Origin of the sequence: Ligilactobacillus salivarius DSM 20555 = ATCC 11741, assembly GCF_001435955.1 — a bacterium.
Lineage (GTDB): Bacteria > Bacillota > Bacilli > Lactobacillales > Lactobacillaceae > Ligilactobacillus > Ligilactobacillus salivarius.
The window spans coordinates 90363-109595 of the sequence record NZ_AYYT01000001.1 but is presented as its reverse complement, the minus strand read 5'-3'; the positions used below and the strand labels follow the sequence as shown (position 1 = coordinate 109595).

At 32.5% G+C, this 19233-nt stretch carries 20 protein-coding genes; all 20 read left to right on the top strand.

The annotated features are described in order from the left end of the window. Positions 1–14: 14 nt before the first annotated feature. The 20 genes from prmA to gpsB all read left to right on the top strand — a co-directional run bounded on the left by prmA (position 15) and on the right by gpsB (position 19232). A complete protein-coding gene (prmA, locus tag FC55_RS00530; RefSeq protein WP_003700148.1) occupies positions 15–905 on the top strand; it encodes a 50S ribosomal protein L11 methyltransferase in 891 nt (296 codons plus the stop codon). Beyond that, on the top strand, positions 905–1636 hold the full coding sequence (locus FC55_RS00525) for an RsmE family RNA methyltransferase (RefSeq protein WP_003700150.1): 732 nt from the start codon (positions 905–907) through the stop codon (positions 1634–1636). The genes prmA and FC55_RS00525 overlap by 1 nt, the downstream gene beginning before the upstream one ends. 39 nt (positions 1637–1675) lie before the next feature. Further along, entirely contained in the window at positions 1676–3895 is a 2220-nt protein-coding gene (locus FC55_RS00520; RefSeq protein ID WP_003700151.1) for a RelA/SpoT family protein, read from the top strand. A 14-nt stretch (positions 3896–3909) separates the two neighbouring features. Then, positions 3910–4356 (top strand): D-aminoacyl-tRNA deacylase, encoded by a 447-nt coding sequence (dtd, locus tag FC55_RS00515; protein ID WP_003700152.1) that lies wholly within the window; start codon positions 3910–3912, stop codon positions 4354–4356. A 4-nt stretch (positions 4357–4360) separates the two neighbouring features. Continuing rightward, positions 4361–4975, top strand: coding sequence for an HAD family hydrolase (locus FC55_RS00510; RefSeq protein ID WP_035149752.1), 615 nt, complete (start codon positions 4361–4363; stop codon positions 4973–4975). 66 nt (positions 4976–5041) lie between these two features. Then, positions 5042–5488, top strand: a complete 447-nt coding sequence (gene lspA / locus FC55_RS00505; RefSeq protein WP_003700154.1) for a signal peptidase II — start codon at positions 5042–5044, stop codon at positions 5486–5488. Further along, complete coding sequence (locus FC55_RS00500) at positions 5481–6377, top strand: RluA family pseudouridine synthase (RefSeq protein ID WP_035149755.1); 897 nt, start codon at positions 5481–5483, stop codon at positions 6375–6377. The genes lspA and FC55_RS00500 overlap by 8 nt, the downstream gene beginning before the upstream one ends. Positions 6378–6583: 206 nt before the next feature. Continuing rightward, complete coding sequence (pyrR, locus tag FC55_RS00495; RefSeq protein ID WP_003704375.1) at positions 6584–7120, top strand: bifunctional pyr operon transcriptional regulator/uracil phosphoribosyltransferase PyrR; 537 nt, start codon at positions 6584–6586, stop codon at positions 7118–7120. 26 nt (positions 7121–7146) lie between these two features. Continuing rightward, complete coding sequence (locus tag FC55_RS00490; RefSeq protein WP_003700158.1) at positions 7147–8454, top strand: uracil-xanthine permease family protein; 1308 nt, start codon at positions 7147–7149, stop codon at positions 8452–8454. A gap of 61 nt (positions 8455–8515) precedes the next feature. Further along, on the top strand, positions 8516–9616 hold the full coding sequence (locus FC55_RS00485; RefSeq protein WP_035149758.1) for a carbamoyl phosphate synthase small subunit: 1101 nt from the start codon (positions 8516–8518) through the stop codon (positions 9614–9616). After that, a complete protein-coding gene (locus FC55_RS00480; protein ID WP_003700160.1) occupies positions 9594–11525 on the top strand; it encodes an ATP-binding protein in 1932 nt (643 codons plus the stop codon). Before FC55_RS00485 ends, FC55_RS00480 begins: the two co-directional genes overlap by 23 nt. Further along, positions 11522–12235: an orotidine-5'-phosphate decarboxylase gene (gene pyrF / locus FC55_RS00475; protein ID WP_003704381.1), complete on the top strand. Its 714-nt coding sequence runs from the start codon at positions 11522–11524 to the stop codon at positions 12233–12235. The genes FC55_RS00480 and pyrF overlap by 4 nt, the downstream gene beginning before the upstream one ends. Continuing rightward, a complete protein-coding gene (gene pyrE / locus FC55_RS00470) occupies positions 12235–12855 on the top strand; it encodes an orotate phosphoribosyltransferase (RefSeq protein WP_003706228.1) in 621 nt (206 codons plus the stop codon). The genes pyrF and pyrE overlap by 1 nt, the downstream gene beginning before the upstream one ends. 113 nt (positions 12856–12968) lie before the next feature. Next, positions 12969–13925 carry a LysR family transcriptional regulator gene (locus FC55_RS00465; RefSeq protein ID WP_003706230.1) on the top strand — a complete coding sequence of 319 codons (957 nt, stop codon included), beginning with the start codon at positions 12969–12971 and terminating at the stop codon, positions 13923–13925. A gap of 25 nt (positions 13926–13950) precedes the next feature. Beyond that, positions 13951–14871, top strand: a complete 921-nt coding sequence (locus tag FC55_RS00460; protein ID WP_003700164.1) for a manganese-dependent inorganic pyrophosphatase — start codon at positions 13951–13953, stop codon at positions 14869–14871. 185 nt (positions 14872–15056) lie between these two features. Next, positions 15057–15809 (top strand): DeoR/GlpR family DNA-binding transcription regulator, encoded by a 753-nt coding sequence (locus FC55_RS00455; RefSeq protein ID WP_035149763.1) that lies wholly within the window; start codon positions 15057–15059, stop codon positions 15807–15809. Between the two features lie 59 nt (positions 15810–15868). Then, entirely contained in the window at positions 15869–17032 is a 1164-nt protein-coding gene (locus tag FC55_RS00450) for a pyridoxal phosphate-dependent aminotransferase (protein WP_003700167.1), read from the top strand. 69 nt (positions 17033–17101) lie between these two features. Then, entirely contained in the window at positions 17102–17872 is a 771-nt protein-coding gene (murI, locus tag FC55_RS00445) for a glutamate racemase (RefSeq protein WP_003700169.1), read from the top strand. A 209-nt stretch (positions 17873–18081) separates the two neighbouring features. After that, positions 18082–18768, top strand: coding sequence for a hypothetical protein (locus FC55_RS00440; protein WP_003700171.1), 687 nt, complete (start codon positions 18082–18084; stop codon positions 18766–18768). 119 nt (positions 18769–18887) lie between these two features. Continuing rightward, positions 18888–19232: a cell division regulator GpsB gene (gpsB, locus tag FC55_RS00435; protein ID WP_003700172.1), complete on the top strand. Its 345-nt coding sequence runs from the start codon at positions 18888–18890 to the stop codon at positions 19230–19232. The last annotated feature ends 1 nt before the right edge of the window (position 19233 follow it).

Here is a 19233-nt window from a genome sequence, read left to right as displayed (position 1 = left end):
AGGATGAGCTGACGTTGGAATGGAACGAGTTAAATGTAACTACAACTAATGAAGCAATTGACGCAGTAGTTAACATATTAATGGAAAATGGTGCTGGTGGCGTTCAAATTGATGATAGTGAAGGCTTAGAAAAAGTAAAGGTAATTACTTATTTTCCTAGTAAATTAGGCTTAGTTGAATTAATTCCAGAATTAGAAGAAAAGATAAAGAAATTAAATAACTTTGGTCTGAATCCAGGAGAAGCCAAAGTGTCATTGACTAATTTACAAGATGATGCTTGGGTAGATTTATGGAAGAAATATTATCATCCGGTTAGATTGACTAAGTATCTAACAATTGTACCAAGCTGGGAAGAATATCAAAAAGAACAAGAAGATGAGATCTTAATAAGACTAGATCCAGGTAGAGCATTTGGAACAGGTACACATCCTACTACTCAACTGGCTTTACAGGCATTGGAAACATCTGTACGAGGTAATGAGAGTATGATTGATGTAGGAACAGGATCTGGTGTCTTAAGTATAGCAGCAAGACATTTTGGTGTTGATAAGGTATATGCTTATGATATTGATGATAATGCTGTCACAGCTGCTAAAGAAAATTTTGCACTAAATCCAGTTAGCAATAATATTGAAATTAAACCTAATAATTTATTAGAAGGTGTACATAAGAATGTAGATTTAATAGTAGCTAATATTCTAGCAGAAATTATAGTTCCATTAATTCCTCAAGCTAAGTCAAATCTTAAAGATGGTGGTATCTTCATTACATCTGGTATTATAAATGATAAGAAAGAATTAATCTTAACAGAATTAGAACAAAATGGTTTTGTTGTAGATGAAATTTTGAATAAAAAAGATTGGTACTCAATTATTGCACATAAACCAGTTAAGGGGGATATTTAATGCAACGATATTTTGCTGATTCTAAGATTACAACTGAATATCAACTCACACCGGAAATTTATAAACATGCAATTAAGGTTTTGAGAATGAAAGTTGGAGATATTTTTGAATTAGTTGATGATGTAGAAGTTGTTCATAAGATGGAAATTACAAAAATTGAAGATGGAAAAGCAAAAGCAACTTCAGTCGAGGTTATTCCGTCAGATGTAGAACTTCCAGCAGATGTTACTATCGCTTGTGGAATATCTAAAAATGATAAAGCTGATTGGATAGTACAAAAGGGTACTGAAATGGGTGCTACTAAATTTATCTTTTTTGTAGGTGATTATTCTGTTGCAAAATGGGATAAAAAAAGAAGTAGCAAGAAAGTACAAAGGTTACAAAAAATTGCAAGAAGTGCAGCTGAACAGTCTCATAGGACGAAAATTCCTGAAGTAACTTTTGTAGAAAAGTTGAAAGATATAGATTTTGAAAAAAATGATGCTAGAATTGTTGCATATGAAGAATCAGCTAAAAAAGGTGAAAGTGGAAACTTGTTTAAGATTTTAAATAAGAAACCTAGCAATATCATTGCTATTTTTGGTCCTGAAGGTGGAATTTCTCCAAAAGAGATAGAATTTTTAGAAGCAAATAGTTTTATTTTAGCTGGTTTAGGTCCAAGAATTATGCGAGCAGAAACTGCACCATTATATTTTTTAGCAAGTTTATCATTTGCTTTGGAGTTAAGTTGAGATTAGTTGAAAAAATTATTGGGTGTTGAGGTGAGATTTATGAAAAAAGAAACAATTTGGTCAGCTCAAGATGTAATTGATATGTGCAAAGGGTACATGAATGAAAATCATGTTAAATTTGTTGAAAAAGCGTGTGAATTTGCCACTTATGTTCATAGTGAGCAAGTTAGAAAATCTGGTGAACCTTATATAATCCATCCAATTCAAGTTGCCGGAATTTTAGCAAACTTAAAAATGGATCCAGAAACTGTTAGTGCTGGTTTCTTACACGATGTTGTTGAAGACACAAAGGTTACACTAGGAGATATTGGTGAATTATTTGGAAAAGATGTAGAAGTTATTGTAGATGGTGTAACAAAGTTAAGTAAAATAAGATATAAATCTCATCAAGAACAGTTAGCTGAAAATCATCGTAAATTATTGTTGGCGATGTCTAAAGATTTACGTGTAATTATTGTCAAACTAGCTGACAGGTTACATAATATGCGAACTTTGAGTCATTTAAGACCAGATAAGCAAAGAAGAATAGCAAATGAAACCCTTGAAATTTATGCTCCATTAGCTGATAGATTAGGTATTAGTACAATTAAATGGGAATTACAAGATATGTCTTTGCGTTATCTAAATCCTCAACAATATTATCGTATTGTACATTTGATGAACTCTAAACGTGAAGAAAGAGTTCATTATATTGATGAAGTGATTGTTGAAATTAAGAAAGCAATCGCAGAATTGAATATTGAATATGATATATATGGTAGACCTAAGCACATATATTCAATTTACCGAAAGATGAGAGATCAACATAAGCAATTCAGTCAAATATATGATCTTTCTGCAGTACGTGTAATTGTAAAGAGCATTAAAGATTGTTATGCAGTTTTAGGAGCTATCCATACTCGTTGGAAACCAATGCCAGGTCGTTTTAAAGACTATATTGCTATGCCTAAAGCTAATATGTATCAATCTTTGCATACAACAGTCATCGGCCCTAATGGTAGACCTTTTGAAGTTCAAATAAGAACTGAAGAAATGCATCGCGTGGCTGAATATGGTATTGCTGCACATTGGGCATATAAAGAAGGACGTAAAGATGCAGTTCCTCAAACAACTACTGGAACGAAATTGAACTTGTTTAAAGAAATTCTAGAATTACAAAAAGAGTCAAACGATGCTTCCGAATTTATGGAAAGTGTTAAAGGTGACTTGTTTAGTGATCGAGTTTATGTCTTTACTCCTAAAGGTGATGTATTTGAATTACCAAAAGGCTCAGGCCCATTGGATATGGCATATAGTATCCATACTGAAATTGGTGCTCATACAACTGGAGCAAAGGTCAATGGTAAGATTCGACCTCTTGACTATCAATTGAAGAACGGGGATATTGTAGACATTTTAACTTCACAAAATTCTGCAGGTCCTAGTCAAGACTGGTTAGATTTAGTACACACAAGCAAGGCTAGAAATAAAATTAAACACTTTTTCAAGAAACGCGATCGTGAAGAAAATATTGAAAAAGGTAGAGAAATACTAATTCAAGAATTAACCAATGCAGGATATAATGCTAAAGATGTTTTAATTGATAATATGGCTAAATGCTTAGAGAAAAAGCAATTTAAGAAAGCCGACGATTTGTATGCTTCCATTGGTTCTGGTGATACTGCACCAGTTGGAATTGTTAATATTTTAACAGCAGATCTTAGAAAGAAAGCCGACGATGATAGAAAACGCCAAGAAGAAAAGGCATTATTGGAAAATCATCAAGAAATTAATAATGATACAAAGGAAAATAAGAAGCCTAAGCAAGAAAGTGGTATCTTAATTGAAGGTATTGATAATTTACTTGTTAGATTAAGTCATTGTTGTAATCCAGTTCCAGGTGATGATATTGTTGGATATATTACTAAGGGTCGTGGAGTTTCTGTTCATCGAGTTGAATGTCCTAATGTGAAAGCAGCCGAAAGCCAAGGAACTAGATTAATAGATGTTTCTTGGAATATCTTACCTGACGATAGAGCTTACTATAATGCTGATTTAGAAGTTCAAGGATATAATAGAGATGGCTTGTTAAATGATATACTTCAAGCAATCAACAATAACACTAAGAGTCTGAATTCTGTAAATGGACGAATTGATCATAATAAGATGGCAAATATTTCTGCTACGATTGGTGTTAAAGATAAGGAACATCTCCAAAGAATTATTGATAGAATAAAGAATATTCCGGATGTTTATATGGTTAAACGTCCAATACATTAGAGGGTGTTGTTTAAATGAGAGTATTATTGCAAAGAGTAAAGCAAGCATCGGTTGAAATAGATGGAAACGTAAATGGTGAAATCGGACAAGGATTATTGTTATTAGTAGGTTTTACTGAAAATGATGGCGATAAGGAAATTGAATATTTAGCAAGAAAAGTTTTAAACGCTAGAATATTTAGTGATGCTGATGATAAGATGAATTTAAACTTACAGCAAGTATCAGGTAGTATTTTGTCTATTTCGCAATTTACTTTATATGCACAAACTCGTAAAGGAAACCGACCTAGCTTTACAAGAGCCCAAAATCCAGATATAGCTAGCAAGAATTATGATAAGTTTAACGAAAAGTTACGCGAATCAGGTGTACAAGTTGAAACTGGAATTTTTGGAGCTGATATGCAGGTATCATTAGTTAATGATGGACCTGTAACAATTATGTATGATACTGATGAGGAATAAGAGTATGGAGTATAAGAATTATTTTTGGGATTTTGATGGAACTTTATACAACAGCTATCCTGGTATGGTTCGAGCATTTGTAGAAACTTTGAAAACTCAAGAAATAGAGTTAGATAGTAAAGAAGTCTATAAAATTATGCGCGAAGCTTCTGTTAGAAAAGCTTTTAAGTTATATGGCGAAAATCTAGACATACCAAAGCTACGTCAAATGTATCATTCTTTTGAAGAACAATATCAAGATAAAATGCGTCTCTTTGATGATGCTGCAGATGTTTGTCGTAAGATAAAAGAAAATGGTGGTAGAAACTTTCTATTAACACATCGTGACAGTAGTGCCTTGAATATTTTAAAAAGAGATAATCTTTGGTCTTATTTTGATGATTTTGTAACTGCAGATAATGATTTTGCTCGTAAGCCAGATCCAGAATCTTTGTTATACTTGGTTAGTAAGTATAATTTAAAAGTTGAAGAATCAGTGATGGTTGGAGATAGAGAACTTGATATCGCAGCAGGCCATAATGCTGGAATGTCGGGAATTCTATTTGATCCGGATAAGCTACTTCATCAAGATTATAATGCAGATAGATTGGTATACAGTTTATCGGATATATTGAAGTAAATTAACTTGAGTCATATTACTTAGAGGTTATATGACTCATTTTTGATAGGAAAGGTGTAATCTACAATGTGGTTATATATACCGATGATTATTATTTTGATTATTGCAGACCAGGGTCTAAAGTTCTGGATTTCTGCAAATATTAAATTAGGAACCAGCCAAGTAATTTTACCTAATGTTTTAGCTTTAACAAATGTTAGAAATGATGGAGCTGCTTGGAGTGTTCTAAGTGGACAACAATGGTTCTTTACAGTCATTACAATAGTTGCTCTAGGTTTGATGGGATATTTCTTCTGGAAATTGAAAAATGATAATTTATATATGTTGGCAATTTCATTATTAATTGCTGGTACGTTGGGCAATTTTATTGATAGAATTCGTTTAGGTTACGTTGTTGATATGTTTGAAACATTATTTATGAATTTTCCAATTTTTAATGTAGCAGATATGTGTCTAACGTTTGGTGTAATTATAGTAATAATAGCATTAATAAAGGATGAAAAAGATGAGTGATTATAAAGTATTAGCAGATAAGACTGGTAGATTAGATAAAGTTGTTACTAATATTTTTACAGATTATACTCGATCTCAATTAAAAAAGATGATTGACGATGGAAATATCAAGGTAAATGGAGATGTGAAAAAAGCTAATTATAAAGTCAATTTAGGCGATGAAATAACTTTTGATAAGCCAGAAGTAAAGAAATTATCTTTAGAACCTGAAAATATTCCGTTAGATATTGTTTATGAAGATGATGATGTAATTGTTGTAAATAAGCCTCAAGGAATGGTTGTGCATCCATCTCCTGGACATTTTGAACATACTCTAGTAAATGCATTACTATACCATTCACCATTATCTACTATTAACGGTACTTATCGTCCAGGTATTGTTCATAGAATAGATAAGGATACTTCAGGATTATTGATGGTCGCTAAAAATGATATGGCACATCAAAGCTTAGCGAAGCAATTAAAAGATAAGACTAATACACGTGAGTATGTAGCTTTAGTTCACGGAAATATCAAAGAAGATAGTGGTACTATTGATGCACCGTTAGGAAGAAGTAAAGTTGATCGTAAGAAACAAGCAGTAGTTAAGGATGGAAGAAATGCAGTAACCCACTTTGAAGTTTTGAAACGTTATGGAGATTATACTTTAGTTAAATGTGTCTTAGAAACTGGACGAACACATCAGATTAGAGTTCATATGAAATATATAGGGCATCCTTTAGTTGGAGATCAATTGTATGGTCCAAGAAAGACATTAGGAAATAGTGGCCAATTTTTACATGCTGAGAAACTAGGCTTTATTCATCCAAGAACAAATGAATACTTAGAATTCACAGCACCACTACCAGAAAACTTCAAAAAGCTATTAGAATTGCTTGACAAACGGTAGCTTTTACAGTATCTTAGTTTAAGAAGAATAGAGTCCTTTAAACTAGTCCCGTGAGGCTGAAAAGGTATAATGCTTATTTAAGCTTATAGTGTATATTAATATAAAAATGAAATTAATACGCGGACTAGGACTAATTTGTTCTAGTCCTTTTATTTTTTCAGCTAAGCAATAGTTAATGGCTCGAATATTTAAGGAGGATGATTTTAATGGCAAAACAAATTTATGATTCAATGGCGATGAAGCGTGCGCTAACTAGAATGACTTATGAAATCATTGAAAAAAATAAAGGAATTGATGATTTAGTTCTAGTAGGGATCAAGACAAGAGGTGTTTATCTAGCACAAAGAATAGCTGATAGATTGAAACAATTGGAAAATGCTGAAGTTCCTGTTGGACAATTAGATATTACACTTTACCGTGATGATAGACATGATGCATCACTAGCACAAGATCCAGTAGTAAATGAAGCAGACTTAGGTTTTGATATTAAAGATAAACATGTAATTTTGGTCGATGATGTGTTATTTACAGGAAGAACAATTAGAGCTGCTTTAGATGCTTTAATGGATATTGGTAGACCTAAGAAGATCAATTTAGCTGTATTAGTAGATAGAGGACATCGTGAATTACCAATTAGAGCAGATTTTGTTGGTAAGAATATTCCAACTGCTATGGATGAACAAGTAGCAGTTTATGTAGACGAAGTTGATGGAAAAGATGGAATCGAATTAAAGAAACTATAAAATAAAGATATGAGGCTAATTTAATCATGAAAAACGAGAAATTCAGAAACCCTGAGGCAATTCTTGACGTTCAAGATAAACCAACTTTTCCTCAGTGGTTACTTCTATCAGTCCAACATTTATTTACAATGTTTGGTTCAACCGTTTTAGTACCTTTATTAATTGGTATGAATCCAAGTATCGCTTTGTTTAGTTCAGGGGTAGGTACTTTGGTATATATTCTTTGTACAAGAGCTAAGATTCCGGCATACTTAGGATCAAGTTTTGCCTTTATTATGACAATGCAGGCTTTGATGAAATCTGAAGGATATCCTGCAGTAGGTCAAGGTGCAATTGCAGCAGGTTTAGTTTATGTTATTGTTTCCTTGATTATAGGAAAGTTTGGTTCACAATGGGTAGATAAGGTTTTACCACCAGTTGTTGTAGGTCCTATCGTTATAGTTATTGGATTATCATTAGCTACAACTGCAGCTAACGATGCAATGTTCAATAATAACCATTATGATCTTAAATACTTTGGAGTAGCAATTTTCACTTTAGTTGCAACAATTATCTTTAACATGTTCTTACGTGGATTTTCAAGTATGATTCCGGTACTTTTAGGTATAATTGTAGGTTACATTTTCGCTGTTTTCATGGGAATTGTTGATTTATCTGGTGTGGCAGCAGCAAAATGGTTCTCTCTACCTGCATTTGACGTAATGTTTGTTAATTATGACTTTAAGTGGTATCCAGGAGCAATCATTGGAATGGCACCAATTGCCTTTGTTACTATGACTGAGCACATGGGACACGTTATGGTTTTGAATAAATTAACTAAGCGTAATTTCTTCAAGAATCCAGGATTACACCGTACATTGTTAGGTGACGGTTTATCTAGTGTAATTGCTGGTTTTGTTGGTGGTCCTCCAACAACATCTTACGGCGAAAACATTGGTGTGTTAGCTATGACAAAGATTCATAGTGTTTGGGTGCTTGCAGGAGCTGCTTTCTTCGCTATTTTATTCAGTTTCTGTGGTAAAATTGCTGCTTTGATTCAATCTATTCCAACTCCTGTAATTGGTGGTATTTCATTCCTATTATTCGGTATGATTGCTGCAAATGGATTACGAATTTTAGTTGATAATAAAATAAACTTTGAAGCAAAAAGAAATTTGATTATTACAGCTGTTATCTTGGTTGTCGGAATTGGTGGTACTTATTTGAAGTTAGGTAATTTCCAACTTACAAGTATTGCTTTATCAACAATCTTTGGAATTGTTTTAAACTTAATTTTACCAAAGAAAGCAGCTAGTGAAGCTGAACATGAGAAAAAGATAAGAATGGATATTTAACCTTTTTTATCGATACGCTATAATAATAGTTGTGAATAATATCATGTTGGGAGTGAGGCTTTTGAAACGATTACTTATTCTAGAAGATGGTAGTACATTTTTAGGAGAAGGTTTTGGTTCACAAATAAATTCAACTGGTGAGGTGGTATTAACCACTGCAATGACTGGTTATCAAAAGGTTGTCACATCCCCAACGTATGCAAATCAAATAATTGTTTTTACGACACCTGTACTGGGAACATATGGGACAAACATTGATGATTTAGAATCATTGCAACCAGTCTGTAAAGGTGTCGTTTGTCATACATACACTGATAGCATGAATGTGTCGAGTCCGCAGTCATTTTCAGATTACTTAAAGAATCAAGATATTCCTGGAATTTATGGCATTGATACACGAAAATTAGTAAGAATTTTATCAAAACATAATGGAATAACGAAAGGAAGTATTATTGATGCTGAAAACGATCTAGAACATGCTTTTGATCAATTACATGCAACTGTATTAACTGACCAATTAGTAGATATGGTTTCTACCAGTAAACCATATCCTAATCCTGATACCGGAAGAAATATAGTCTTAGTTGATTATGGAGTAAAACATAGTGTATTGCGTCAATTATCACGTATGAATTGCAATACAATTATTGTTCCATACACTGCGACATTTCAAGAAATTAAAAATCTTTGTCCGGATGGTGTGCTATTATCCAATGGACCTGGGAACCCATATACTTTAGAAGATTCATTTGAAACAATTAGACAAATTCAGGCTAATTATCCGACATTTGCAATAGGATTGGGACATCAATTATTGGCTATTGCAAATGGAGCTAAAGTAAAGGAATTACCACGTGCACATCGAGGATTGAATTTTCCAGTTATTGAAATTGCAACTGGTAGAATTATAACAGTTGCACAAAATCATAGTTACATAGTCGATGAAAGTTCCTTACCTAAAGATAACTTAATTGTAACTCACAAAGATTTAAATAGTGGGTGGATTGAAGGTATTAAGCATCGAAAATATCCAACTTTTTCTGTTCAATTTGAACCAGAAGGAGCTCCAGGTCCTAGTGATGGAACAGATGTATTCTATGATTTTATGCATTTAATTGACATAAGGAAGGATAAGATAAATGCTATTAGAGAGTCAAAATAAAAAAATTATTGTCTTAGGCTCATATAATAGTGGAGCTTTAAGTGCAATTTATACACTAAGCAAACAAGGATACAAACCGATTCTGGTTGCTCCTAGAATTAATGAAAGTCAGATGTCAGAACTATTAGATGAATTCTATAGTATGAAAATGACAGCTGATAATTTAGCAGACATAGTTACTAAAACTAGACCAGATGCTATTATTCCGATTTTTGGTGGGCAAACAGGAATAAATGCATGTATAAAGCTAGCAAAGGATGGTTTGCTAAGTGCCTTAAATGTGAAAATTTTAGGAACAGATTTAGCATCATTAAGTAGTATGTTTGATAGAGAAAAATTTAGTAATTTACTTAATGAGGAAAGAATTCCAACACCAATTTCTAAGAAAATAACAAATATAGAAGAAGCAATTGATTTTGCTAGTGAATATAATTATCCAGTAATTGTCAGAGCCTCAGCAACGACTAATAAACCTGGTGGAGATTTGTGTAATAATAGAAGAGAACTAATAGTTAATGTAAACCGTGCATTTGAAGAATCACCAATAAGTAATTGTTTGATAGAAGCAAGTGTAACTGGGTATAAGGAATTAGAATTAGAGGTTGTCAGGGATAGTTATGATAACTGTATCTTGGTTGGGGCATTTGAAAATATTGACGCTGTTGGGATACATTCAGCTGACTCAATGGTAGTAGCACCAATCCAAACATTAGATGATCAGGAATTTCAGAAGCTTCGAACTGTTTCATTGCGATTAGCAAGAATGTTTAATATAGTCGGAAGTTGCAATATTCGAATAGCGTTTGATTCATTGAGAGATACGTATTACATATTAGAAATGAACCCATCTTTTAACAGATCTTCAGTTTTGATCTCGGCGATTACAGCATATCCATTAGCTGATATTATTACTAAAATCTCACTTGGAATACGCTTAGATGCAATTAGAAGAACTGGATTTTCAAATCTTACAGCTGCTAGTGAACCAATAATGGATTATTTAGCCGTTAAGGTTCCAAATTGGTCCAAAGGTCAAGCTAAGAGATTAGGGACTAGAAGACAAGCAAAGGGACAAATAGTTGCTTTCGGTAGATCATTGGAAAGTGCACTAATGAAAGCTATTGAGTCAATGACTAACGAAAAAATTGATAGTATGCTAACCCAGTTTTTGAATATTGATGATTTTCAATTAGAAGAAAACTTAGTTCACCCTCAAGCAAATCGTTTATTCATAATTGCAGAAGCTTTTAGACGTGGATATACAATTGATGAAATTAGTGAGTTAACCAAGATTGATGCACAGTTCTTATATACAATATACAAATTAATTGATTTCATAGAAAATATAAAAAATGCTGAACCAAGTGAGAAAAGCATTCGACAAGCAAAGGAACTTGGAATCAGTGATAAAATGTTAGCTAAATTATGGAATATTCAGGTAGATAAAGTAGAACAAATTCGCAATGATTTGGCGATAAGACCAACATATAAGAAGATAGATGGAGTCGCAGGTACGCTAGATGCTAATGTGTCATACTTTTATGCAACATACGAAGAAGAGGATGAGTTGGAGAAAAGTAAAGCAGATATTTTACTAATTGATGGAATTGAAAGCTTATCCAATCGAAGTTTTGCCAATAATCAGCAACTATTGATATTAGCAAATTCTGGATTAGACGTAAGTTTAATTTCAAATTCTCCAGATACATTGGCTTTTAGTCTATCTTTGCCAATTACAACTTTCTTTGAACCGTTGTCATATGAAGTTATAACTGAAATTACAAGAAAATGTAATCCTGAAACTCTATGTCTGAAAAAACCAGAAGAATTATCTGAGGACTTAAAATCTGAATTAAACAATTTGAATATAAAAATAACAGAATGGAATTATACAGGAGGAAAATTATGAAATACGATAGACCAATAATAGCTTTGGATTTTCCGGATAAAGAGAAAACTTTTGAATTTTTGAAAAAGTTTCCTGAAGACGAAAAGTTATTTGTAAAAGTGGGGATGGAACTTTTCTATAGTGAAGGTTCTGATATGGTTAAAGAATTAATCAGTGAAGGACATGATGTATTTCTAGATTTGAAATTACATGATATTCCAAATACTGTTAAGCAAGCAATGAAAGTTATCGGAAAACTTGGTGTCAAACTTACAACAGTTCATATTTCTGGTGGTAGTGAAATGTTAATTGCTGCTAAAGAAGGATTGTTAGATGGAGCTAACGGTGATACTAATACTAAGATATTAGGTATTACACAATTAACTTCTACTGATGAAGAAATGGTAAAGAATGAACAAAAATTATCAATCTCACTTAAAGAAAGTGTAAAAAACTATGCTAAGATTGCTCAAAAATCTGGCCTAGATGGAGTTGTTTGTTCAGCAGAAGAATCTGATATGATCTATAAGTTAACAGGCGATGATTTCTTGAGAATAACTCCAGGAATTAGATTGGCAGGTGGCGATGTTGGTGATCAAAAACGTGTAATGACACCAGATGCTGCTGCACGTAATCATTCAAGTGGTATTGTTGTAGGACGTGCAATTACTAAAGCTGAAAATCCTTTAGATAGTTATAGATTAGTTACAAAATTATGGAGGGAAAAATAATGAAACAAGTAGCAAAAGATTTATTAAGTATTAAGGCTGTAACTTTATCACCAGAAGAACCTTTTACATGGGCAAGTGGAATTAAATCTCCAATCTATTGTGATAACAGATTAACGATTAGCTATCCAGAAGTAAGAAAGAGAATTGCTAAAGGAATTGCTGATATTATTAGAGAAAAATATCCAGAAACAGAAGTTATTGCAGGAACTGCAACTGCTGGTATTCCTCATGCTGCATGGATTGCTGAAGAATTAAATTTACCTATGATTTATGTACGTTCTAAGCCAAAGGATCATGGACGTGGGAAGCAAATTGAAGGTGTTTTAGCTGAAGGTCAAAAAGTAGTGTTAATTGACGATTTATTATCAACAGGTGGAAGTGTGTTAAAAGCAGTTGATGCAGCTAAAAACGAAGGTGCAGCTGTATTGGGAGTATGTGGTATTTTCAGTTATCAATTAGGTAAATTAGATGATAACTTTAAGGCATATAATTTATCATATGCTACATTGACAAATTATACAGAACTAATTGAAGTTGCAGAAGAAAATGACTACATTGAAGAAAAACAAAAAGAAATTTTGCATGCATGGAGAAAAGATCCTGAAAATTGGTTAAAATAATTATCAAATTCGCAAATAAAGGACTATATTTTTTTATATTTTAATGTATAATAAGGATAGGTATTAAATTATATGTTGATAAGTCCCGTATGGATTTGCGAAAGGATAATGATATGAAAACAAAACAAGAGAATATTTTTTCTTCTAAAACATTGAGTTATTTCTTGCAACTTGCTGAGACAATGAGTTACACACAAGCAGCTCAGATATTAGGGATTACCCAACCAGCACTTACTCAACAAATTAAAAAGTTAGAAAGAGCAGTAGGTGCACCATTATTTTACTCAGTAGGTAAGAAATTACATCTCTCTGATGCGGGTTACACAATGTTGGATGCTACACATCAAATTTATGAAACATTGAACCAGGCTACTGATGAGATACAAATGTCAACAAGTGCAACACAAGGCGAAATTAATATAGGTATTTTAGCTTCAATTGAAGATAGTGTTATTAGCCAGTTTGCTACAGCTTATTACCGTGAACATAATGGTATTAAGTTAACAACACATATGCTTACACGTAAGGAAATTTGGGAAAGATTAGAGAATAATACAATTGATTTGGCAGTTATGTATTTGCCTGATGAAAGTATTAAAAATTGGAAACCTTATGAATCTAAACGTATTTGCCAAGAAGATCTAATCTTTTTACATAACGATAATAAGATTAAACAAAAGAAAATTAATCTAAAAGATACGTTACAACATCCATGGGTTACATATCCACCTGAATATTATCTAAATGAAAGCATAAGTGAAGCCTATAAAAATGCAATGTTAGATGCACCAAATAGTGTTTCTTACTTTGCAACACCAGGTCAAATTTTTAATTTTGCAGCTCAAACTGGTGTATGTACTGCTTTGCCAATGTCATTTGTAGTAGCACATAATCAAGATGGTATTATGAAGCAAGCATTATTGGAACCAGGCATTAGCTTTGATTTGTCATTTGTCTTTAGAAAAGGAAAAGATCAAATACCAAGAATTTCTAATTTCTTAAAAGAGATTGACAATTATCTACGAGAAGAAGATTATATTAGTAGGTTAACAAAGATTAACAAAAAATAATTAAGTAACAAGGAGTTCTTTATTCATGAAAGAATTAGTTTTTGGACACAAGAATCCAGATACAGATGCTATTGTAGCAGCTAAAGCATACTCATATTTACAAAATAAATTAGGTGCTGATACTGAAGCAGTTGCTTTAGGCACACCTAACGAAGAAACAAAATTTGTGTTGGATTACTTCAAGGAAGAATATCCACGTGTAATTACAACTGCAAAAAATGAAGTAGAAGCTGTAATGTTAGTTGATCATAATGAAGCACAACAAAGTGTTGATGACATTAAGGAATTAACTGTAACACATGTTGTAGATCATCACCGTATTGCAAACTTTGAAACAGCTGCACCATTGTACTACCATGCAGAACCATTGGGATGCTCAAGTACTGTAATTTACAAAGAATTCAAAGCAAATAATGTAGAAGTTCCTGCTAAATTAGCTGGTTTAATGTTATCAGCTATCATTTCTGATACATTATTATTAAAATCACCAACAACAACTGATGAAGATGTTGCTGCTGTGAAAGAATTAGCTGAAATTGCAGGTGTAAACTATGAAGAATATGGTTTGGAAATGTTAAAAGCTGGAACAAACCTTTCAAGTAAAACAGAAGAAGAATTAATTTCTGCAGATGCTAAGTCATTTGAAATGGGTGGTAAGACAGTACGTGTAGACCAAGTTAACACAGTTGACTTAGATGAAGTATTTGCTAGAGAAGCTGCTTTGCGTGCAGCAATTGAAAAGCAAAATGCAGAAGAAGGCTACGACTTATTCTTATTAATGGTAACAAACATTTTAGATTCAAATACACGTTTATTAGTAGTAGGTGAACCTAAAGATGTAGTTGAAAAAGCATTCGATAAGAAGTTGGAAGACGACAAGATGGACTTACCAGGCGTAGTTTCACGTAAGAAACAAGTTGTTCCTCCATTGGAAGCTGCATTTTAATTAAATTAGATAAAATATATTTTTTAAAGTACCTTGTAGTTATTGGTTAGAGAGCTAATAGCTATAAGGTATTTTTTATTAGAATAAATTAATTGCAAATAAAGATATATCCTTATTGTAAGGGTTTAAATTACTTAAATATAGAGTTATAATTATATTGAAATAAATTGAATGGAGCGATGAAGTTGAGCCAAGAAAAAAGAATAGAGTTGATAAAACAACTTTTAGAAGAAAGACAAGAACTCTCAACTAGAGACATTATGACCGAATTTGGGGTTTCACAAGATACAGCTAGACGAGATATAGTGTTACTGACTAAAAAGGGAGAAGTTAAACGAACTCATGGGGGAATTTTACCTCTAGATTTTGGACGCAGTGTGCCTAATTACCAAAGTAGATTATCACGTTTTACTAAATCTAAAACAAAAATCGCAATGGAAGCAGGAAAATATTTTAAGCCACATCATGTATACTTTGTAGATTCATCTACTATTTTATTAAGGACATGTCAAAGTATTAATATGCCAGTAGCCATTGTAACTCACTCTTTAGACAATTGTATTGCATTGGCTGAGAACAGTAAGGTAACAGTTAAGATTTTGAGTGGTACTTTAAATCACGAAAATAGATATTTCTATTCTAATCTTGCAATGCAAGAATTGCATGATATTGCATTTGATACAGCATTTATTGCAGCATCTGGTATTGATGAAAATGGTGCTTATTTGTTAGATCAAGGCGATGCAGAGATTGTTGGTTTGGCAGTAAGTAGAGCTAGAAAAGTAATTTTAGTTGCTGAACATCAAAAATTTGTAAATAAGTCTTATTACAGAATTTGCCCACTAGACAAGATTTCAATGTTTATTACAGATAAGGCTCTTACTCCAGAACAAAGAGCAATGTTTACAGATAAAACAGAAATCATAGTTGCTAATTAAAAATAGTTTGTAATTATGGTATAATTTTTCTAATAATTCTATAAAGTTAGGTGATTTAATTGTCAAGAAGTTTTAACAGAGAAGTTGAGAAAATTGCTGTATCAGATATCCGCCAATTTGATTCAGATGTAAGTGGAATTCCGGGAATTATTAAGTTAACATTAGGAGAACCAGATTTTAATACGCCTGAACATGTAAAAAAAGCTGCAATTAAGGCAATTGAGGATAATAAATCTCACTATACTCCTAATGCTGGTTTTATGGAATTAAGAGAAGAAACAGCTAAGTATTTTAATAAAAAATATAATTTGAATTACAGTGGGACACAAGTTGTTACTACAGTTGGCGCAACTGAAGCTATTAATGCAAGTTTACAAGCTATTTTAAATCCAGATGATACTGTGTTAGTACCAACACCTATTTTTCCACTATATTTACCAATTAGTAATTTAAATCATGGTAATTATATTTTAATGGATACAAGTGAAGATAATTTTGTCTTGACTGCCGATAAATTACGCAAGGTTATTGCAGATAATAAGGATAAAAATATTAAATGCCTTGTTTTGAACTATCCTTCTAATCCAACAGGTGTTACATACAATAGAAAACAATTAGAAGAATTAGCAGAAGTGATTAAAGAAAATGATATTTGGGTATTAAGCGATGAAATTTATGCTGAATTAACATATACGGGCAAACACGTTTCTTTAGCTGAATTAATCCCTGATAATGTAATTTTAATTAGTGGATTATCCAAATCTCATGCGATGACAGGCTGGAGAATTGGCTTTATCTTAGGGCCTCAAGACTTTATTGATCAAGTAGTAAAATCTCATCAATACATGGTAACTGCACCTACTACTAATGCACAATATGCAGCATTAGAAGCTGTTACAAATGGCTTTGATGATGCAGTGCCTATGAAAGAAGAATATTTGAAGCGTAGAGATTTCATTATAGAAGAATTACAAAAAGTGGGCTTTGAAATTGCAAGTCCTGATGGTGCATTCTATATCTTTGCTAAAATTCCAGCTAATTGTCCTCAAAACTCATGGGACTTTGTTAGAGATTTGGCTAAAGAAGCTAAAGTAGCACTTATTCCGGGTGTATCTTTTGGACCAGGTGGAGAAGGATATGTAAGAATGAGCTATGCTGCAAGTATGGAAAACTTAGTAGAAGCCGTTAAAAGAATAAAAGATTACGTTCAAACTAGAAAGTAATACATCTATGTAATTTAGCCAGAGTGTGCTAAAATTAACTAGAACTTTTTTCTAGGAAGGTAGTTAATAATGACTAATAAAAAAGATGCCCCTATTGGAGTTTTTGACTCTGGTATGGGAGGAATTTCGGTATTACGTGAATTAGTTAAAATAATGCCGAATGAAGATTATATATTCTTTGGTGATTCTGCTAATGCACCTTATGGTATTAAGACGGTAGAAGAAGTCCAAAAATTATCATTTGAGAAAGTAGAGCATTTGCTATCATATAATTGTAAAGCAATTGTTGTGGCATGTAATACTGCTACGAGTGCGGCAATTAAGGAATTGAGAGCAGCATATCCGGATTTAATTATCGTTGGACTAGAGCCAGCTCTAAAGCCAGCAGTAGAACATAAAAAAGATTCTAAAGTAGGTGTTATGGCAACACCACTAACATTAAAAGAAAAGAAATTTAATGACTTGATGAATAAATATGTTACAAAGGCAGATATTCGAAAAATTCCTGCACCAGATTTAGTAGAGTTTATTGAATCAGGTGATGTGGATTCTCCTGAATTAGAAACATATTTACAAAAATTATTAAGTCCTTATAAAGATTCAGATTCCATTGTGCTTGGCTGCACACATTTTCCATTTGCCAAAAAGGTAATTCAAAAGATTATGGGCGATGATACGTTTATTGTTGATGGTGGAGAAGGTGCAGCTAGAGAAACTAAGCATTTATTGGAAAAGAGTAACTTACTAAGTGATAAGACAGAAAAGGGTTCTGTGAAGTTTGAAAATTCCAGAAATACTAAGGGAGAATTAGAACTTAGTCAGAAACTATTTAACTTGTAAAATAAAGATCGATTAGTGTAATTAATATAATTAACGCTAATCGATCTTTTAATTATTGTAACATTAAAGGGTTTACATTACTTTTATAAAATAAATATTACAAAAAGGTTTCATTATGTAGATAAATGAGTTACAATATACTTGTAAGATATTTATTAGAATTTATCCAATTATTAACAATCGTAATATACAGAATCGAGGGATGAGCTATGAAAAAAGTAATTTATTTAGGTATCACAATGTTAAGTGCAATGGTATTAGTGGGATGCAGTAATACAAGTAGTGCTCCTAACACAACTAGTCATTCGAGCAATGTAAAGACAGAAGTTAAGAGTAGTTCTACTAGCAAAAAAGAAAAGAAGATTACTGCTAAAGCAGTTGATGAAAGTAGCGTAGTAGCAGAAAGTTCTTCTGTAGATAGCAATAATAACAATAGTGTAAGTACAAATTCAAATGTTCAAACTGCTACTAATCAAGTTGCAAGTGCAAATAGTTCTGTAGCAAAAGAGAGCAGTAGTGTTGCTACTGGTAATACTAATGTTGCAGAAAATGCAGTAGCTCCAAGTGTAGCAACAGAATCTAGCCAAAAGGTACAAGAAGTAAATGAACAACTAACACCTGCTCAAATTGCTGCTTTGGCTGCTTACTATATGGGTAATGATGCTAATTCATTAACTGTTCATAATATGGGTAATTATAACGCTGTAAGTGGTACTGACGGTAAGTTGCTATTTGCTTATAGTGCAGATGGAAACAACTTAAAAGTTGGTGGCTTTGGTGATACTCCTTGGGACAGTGTTAATGCAAACGATGTAATGCAAAAGGCACAACAACAAGGTAATAAGGATTCAATTAACCAAGTTGCAAATAACACAACATTTGAAAAAGGTTATTAAATCTAAAATTTATGTAAAATAAAGTGCAATCAACTGAAAAGTGGTTGCATTTTTATTAATGTATGGTATGATAAAAACTGTTATGAGTTGAGTTTACTAAGTAGATGAGGTGCATTTTAATGGAAAATGTAAATCTTACACCTAAAGACATTGTTAATAAACATTTTAAACAAAAAATGCGTGGGTACGATTCAATTGAAGTTGATGAGTTCTTGGATGATGTTATTCAAGATTATGAAACTTATGCAAAAGAAAATCAACGTTTACAAATGGAAAATGATCGTTTATTGAAAAAGGTAGACGAATTAACTAAGCAAGTTGCGGTAGGTAAAACAGGAACAACTGCTAGACCTGCTTCTAATGCATCTACAAATATGGATATTCTTAAACGTCTATCCAATTTGGAACGACATGTTTTTGGTGCACAGCTTAACGATGATGTAAATCGTGGAAATCGATTTTAAT